This is a genomic window from Vibrio floridensis, from assembly GCF_021852965.1.
Taxonomy (GTDB): Bacteria; Pseudomonadota; Gammaproteobacteria; order Enterobacterales; family Vibrionaceae; genus Vibrio; species Vibrio floridensis.
In genome coordinates, this window is the sequence record NZ_JAKGCY010000035.1 from 1 (window position 1) to 5,316 (window position 5,316).

6 protein-coding genes are annotated in these 5,316 nt (G+C 38.5%); all 6 read right to left on the minus strand.

Features of this window, described 5'->3' with window-relative positions; translation table 11 throughout:
* Window positions 1-74: 74 nt before the first annotated feature.
* Window positions 75-701, minus strand: a complete 627-nt coding sequence (locus LZU85_RS20255) for an AbiV family abortive infection protein (RefSeq protein ID WP_237288351.1) — start codon at window positions 699-701, stop codon at window positions 75-77.
* 146 nt (window positions 702-847) lie between these two features.
* Window positions 848-1,735 (minus strand): bacteriophage abortive infection AbiH family protein, encoded by an 888-nt coding sequence (locus tag LZU85_RS20260; protein WP_237288352.1) that lies wholly within the window; start codon window positions 1,733-1,735, stop codon window positions 848-850.
* 158 nt (window positions 1,736-1,893) lie between these two features.
* Window positions 1,894-2,646: a hypothetical protein gene (locus LZU85_RS20265; RefSeq protein ID WP_150919006.1), complete on the minus strand. Its 753-nt coding sequence runs from the start codon at window positions 2,644-2,646 to the stop codon at window positions 1,894-1,896.
* 145 nt (window positions 2,647-2,791) lie between these two features.
* Window positions 2,792-3,505, minus strand: coding sequence for a hypothetical protein (locus LZU85_RS20270; protein WP_237288353.1), 714 nt, complete (start codon window positions 3,503-3,505; stop codon window positions 2,792-2,794).
* Between the two features lie 140 nt (window positions 3,506-3,645).
* Entirely contained in the window at window positions 3,646-4,143 is a 498-nt protein-coding gene (locus LZU85_RS20275; RefSeq protein WP_237288354.1) for a DUF2867 domain-containing protein, read from the minus strand.
* A gap of 183 nt (window positions 4,144-4,326) precedes the next feature.
* Complete coding sequence (locus tag LZU85_RS20285) at window positions 4,327-5,052, minus strand: GNAT family N-acetyltransferase (RefSeq protein ID WP_237288355.1); 726 nt, start codon at window positions 5,050-5,052, stop codon at window positions 4,327-4,329.
* Window positions 5,053-5,316 lie beyond the last annotated feature (264 nt).

Consider the following 5,316-nt stretch of genomic DNA (forward strand, 5'->3'; position numbering starts at 1 on the left):
CATTGTGCCATAAACACTAAATTTGAAGTAGAAGCAAAAGTGCCAAGCGTTGTGAATCCCTCTTAAATTGCTTGTTATGTTTGTGCTCGACTCGACAGCAGATCTAAGTATTCATCTATACTTTCTGGCATTTCATTTGGGTAAATTACTTTAAGATCTTGTTTTGACGAGTTCTTTAGACGCTCCAACTCCAATAATGGTGGACCTAATTTAGCGATACGGTAGATAGCGATAGTTAGGTTTCGCTCGGACTGTTTTTCTGTGATCGTGTCTGATGGAAGGGTAAATGAACCATTATCCCAGTCGGTATATAAACAGCTATTTTTCTGAGCGTTTTTAAAATCGACACCACCAAACAATACCTCTAACGGTAAGCCCATTTCACGATATTGTTTCCCAAATAGTGTTGTAGAAACGGCTGCGTCACTTGCCAACTTTTGCTTATGGTCACGAAATCTGCGATTGAGTTTTTTCCAATCGACTTTCTTGCCCGCAGCAACGTCAATTAACGTTCTGAAAAGCATAAAGCTTTTCCCAAACTCTTCGCGTGCGAAATGGCTTAAAGCGAATGAACGTGCGTATTTTTCATGCTTATGTAAAATCTCAGCTTCATCGCAGAGCTCTTGAGCATTTCTCAAACACTTGATTGCACCGTCAAATATAGTATCGAATTTCAGATTATTGATTTTGGGTTGATTCAAATTTCCTCCGAAAACATAACGCCCAATTAAGGGGTGAGCAACGCTTCCACCCAACCTAAAGCATTGTGCTATAAACACTAAATTTGAAGTAGAACCCAAAATGCCAAGCGTTGTGAATCCCTCTTAAATTGCTTGTTATATGCACACTATGGCAGCGGGTAAAGTTCTTTTAATTTCTCTGATGAGAATGAACTCAATTTATCAGCTGGGACTCCAAGAGCTAGAAGCCTATCGTGTGTTTCCGATACTTCATCAATGCCATCGTCTAGATTTTCATAGTTATAATTTTGCCAATTAGCTGTAGGGTAAGCGTCCAAGATACATTGAAAGTATGGAGCATCAATACCATTAACTGAATGTCCGATCACTACAACATTCTCAATATCACCATAATTATTAAGAGTGTGACGGTGACGATCTAAAATTTCATCGACCGGCTTATGAAAGACACCGTGCACTTGTGCTACAGCTTTCGCTGATTCGTGAAACCACGGCTCATCACGTTCCTCGTTACTAGCAGGTGATACAAGATTGCGACCATGACCAAATATTATTTCTCTACCTACCTTTCCATGTATGTGAAGTACATTGTGCTCAGGAATGTTGTAAACATCTTGCAAAGTAGTCGTATAGTTAAAGTTTACAAAATATGCAGGTAGGGTGAAGTGTATTAGCTTTTGCGCCTTATTTACATCTACCGAACGAATCCAAGCATTGAAAGCACTTGTTATGTCATCAACAAGCTCTTCTTTCTTTATCTCGATTTCGTCCTCAAAGCCATATAGTAATTTAGGATCGTCACCCAACTCTTCTAAAGATGGCTGCATTGCAGCGTTATCGTGAAATTCATCTTGATTAAATGAACCCAGTGACTCTTCAAAGTTAGCCCACTCAGAGTCAACGTCACAGAAATCATCGAAGTAATGAATATGTTCATCTAGACGATCTTTGTATTCCTGATGAAAGTACCAATAACTGGTCGGCAACCGATTCCAGATATCAAATCCATTTCCTATTATAAATAAAGTAGACACTTACACCTCCATCTACTATTGGTAATATCTTGCCGTGCATATAACGCCCAATTAAGGTGTGAGCCACGCTACCACGACACTCAACTTGAACACCGTAAACACTGAACTTTACCCAAACTAAAAATGCCAAGCGTGGGGAATCACTCTTAAATTGTTTGTTAGGCATGTGGTTGCTCATTAAAAATTTGATCGTGATCTAGAAACTTTTCATTTGGATAACTACTACAGCAATACTCAAACAACTGCTGCTGTAATTTTTCTAAGTCTTTAATTGCCACGCCGCATTGGTTGTAAACACCATTTGTTGCCACACTCATTTCTTGAATAAGCGGTTCGTTTAAAAATATATGGATAGTTGAACAATCTACATGGGGGTTCTTTTCTAGAATCGCTTTCTGAGCAGGCTGCAACTTATCTCTGTGAAGTCTAGATCGCTCATTAAAGTAAGAAACTGTACCAGAATATGCTTCATCAGCTATAGAAAGTTCCAAAAGGAACTTATACATTGAGCTTTGAATGAAGCTCAAATCGGAAAGTGTAAATGATTTTTTAATTTCAAATTCACTATACGATACTACTGAGCACCACCAGTTTGGCTTGTTTATATGTGGTTCGAGTAAGTTGTATTTAATATGTCTAAGTTGATTCAGCTTAACTGCTAGCAATAGAAGTGCAGACTGAAGATGTTCAATTCTAATTTTATCGATTTTCTTTTTCTCTTGTCGATCATGAAGCAAGAATGCTAGTAAAGCACCCGCCATAGCACCGGTGGCTGAATTAAAGAAACCAATCAAAAAGTCTACCGATTTTGGCACAACTTTATGTTCAATCACTAAACCCGAGAAATAGTAAAGATTAAGGATGAGAAGACCAAAAAATGCCCCCAAAATACAATCATAGTTTTTTTTCAACGTTTACCTCATTACTTTAGATATGCCTAACGCCCGCCTAAGGGGCTGGCAACGCAAACCATTAAACTCAAACACAACAACCGTAATCACCGCGGTTCATTAAGACTGGAAACGCCACGCGTTGGCAGTCCCTTTGAGGCGTTTGTTAGGCGATTTTTTCAGCGAACTCTTTGCTTTGTTTCTGCACATCAGAAAAAGATACTAGTTCACTGTAATGTACATGACCATTATTCATATCAACTTCTTGGCAATAGACAAGTTCTTCGTAGGGCTCATTATTATGGTTAAAGTGACAATAGATATGAGGAAAATAATAATATTCATCACCATCCATGTTGACTACCTCAATATCTTCATAAGGTATTTTTCCGATTAAATAGGCTCGTATCTCTTCTGTAGAATTACCTTTTTTATTGGTATACTTCCCATCATGTATATACAAACTTGCGGCATTCAAAACGACCATAATTCCTTTATGGTAAGTATCAACCAAAGCAACCCTAAACCACGGTGATATACCCGATTTTGATTCATCTGTATTTGGGTAAGAGTCTACACGGTCAACATGTCGAATTATTGCATCTTTTCTTAGTTTTTCATGTCGACACCTAAATATTTCATCCTCAAAGATTTTACGCAATTTTTCTCGATGTTGAACAAGCTCAGCAGGTGTAAATTTATGCTTATGTCCACTCGGCATGAAATAGCGTCGGAATATCTCTGTTGCAACAAAAACCAGACTAAATACAACAAAGTACGGCTCAAAATTTCCTGAAGGTTGCATTGCCCACACAATGCCAATTGCTAGTAATAGCAAAAATGTCGTGGCCTCAATAAATAACACAACCTTATCTCTCATATTCAATATTTCTCCTCTCGCCTAACGCCGCGTTAAGGGGCGCAGGCACGCAATACAAAAGTGACCGCATCACACCTTAACCACTAAACCCAACGCAAACCAAAAATGCCACGCGTGCCAAGTCCCTCTTTAACGCTTTGTTATGCCTGTGCCAAAGTTTTCAATGAGCTTGGGACAATAACTTTATGGATAGGGGCTACGACAAACATGTATGCTTTGCCAAACAAGTTGTGGACATGAACTACCGTTGTCGCATGAACAGTGACTTTGTCACCTTTTACGTCCAACATAAACGACACTCTCACATCGAGATGCTTATCGCTGTCCTCGAGAACAATTTCATGCTCTTCGTTACTTACGAGCGTGAAAATACCTATCCGATCGCCCACTTTGACGTTATCAACACCGGCCTCCAAAGTGGTATCCTGAAATCGACCTAAATGCTTCAGGCCAAGCATGGATACAATACGGTTTCTCATTTCCATTAAGAATGAAACCCAGCGCGGTGTTTGCTTGGCGATTTCTAGATAAACATCGAAAGCTGTCTGATTCGTGTATGGGATCTCACGAGAAAAACTGTCAGCAAAATAAGAGCTTTGCGCGTAACCATAAAGCTTGGAATGCTTTGGGATAGTCATGTATTTCTCCTAAAAGGCATAACGCCGCGTTAAGGGGTGAATGCCGCCTAAACCAACTTTCCGCAGACCACTTTCACCACCAAAACTAACCGCATACCAAAAATGCCACGCGGCATGAATCCCACTTGAACGCCTTGTTATATGTTTAAACAAATGAGCAAAAGTTGGCAATATGAACCACTATTAAGAAGAAAACTGTTGATGTACTAGGTTACGAGTATCATAACAGTCCACTTCCCTGCTAAAAATTATCTCTTCAGCGAGCAACTCAACACAAAACGACTTTAGCAGCCCTTTGGATATTTTGTTTTTAGATTCAACCAAATACATAGGAATAATGCCTTCACGATAGCATGCTATAACACAATTACTTAGTAACAATGAAGCATATCCTTTACCCCTATATTCAAAATCTGTATATACAACTATATTGGCAAGGCCATTAGTTATATCTGACACATATGCATGGGAGACAATTTTATTGTCTTTAATTAATCCAAAATACAACCCAAAATGAAGTGCGCTGCTATATTTCTCTATAAACCTTTTTTTATGAATTTCATTTACGTTCAGAGCATCGATGTCGAACGCGCTCAAAGGGGATATTTCTCTTGATACTCCATTAGCATCTCGTATTATATACCTTTCAAAATTTCTCGCCTTTAGATCTGTATAATAACTTTTAAAGACATCAACAACCTTTAGGGAATCTGTATACATCGCATTGCATTCATCAAATCGTATAAAATTTGTGGAGCAATAGAAATTACCACTTATTTTTGACAAGATAATTTCATGCAAATACTTATTATTTATAGGAGTAGACCTGTTTTCTGACAGAAAAACTTGAGACTTAGCACCAACCTCCACTCCAAGAAATTTTTTATACAGCTCTTTGTATTTATCCAATGTCAATTCCATCATGAAGCTATTAGACCTTACCTAAACACAGTCAGAGTGTGTTTTAATCACTATGCAATCATCATTTAAAACGTATTCTCCAGAAGTTTCAAAAACATATAACGCTGCGTTAAGGGGTGAATGCCGCATAAACCAACTTTCCGCAGACCACTTTCACCACTAAAATTCACTGCAAACCAAAAATGCCACGCGGCATGAATCCCTCTTGAACGCCTTGTTATGTGTTTGAATTAACAGTTAAAGATTACCTGT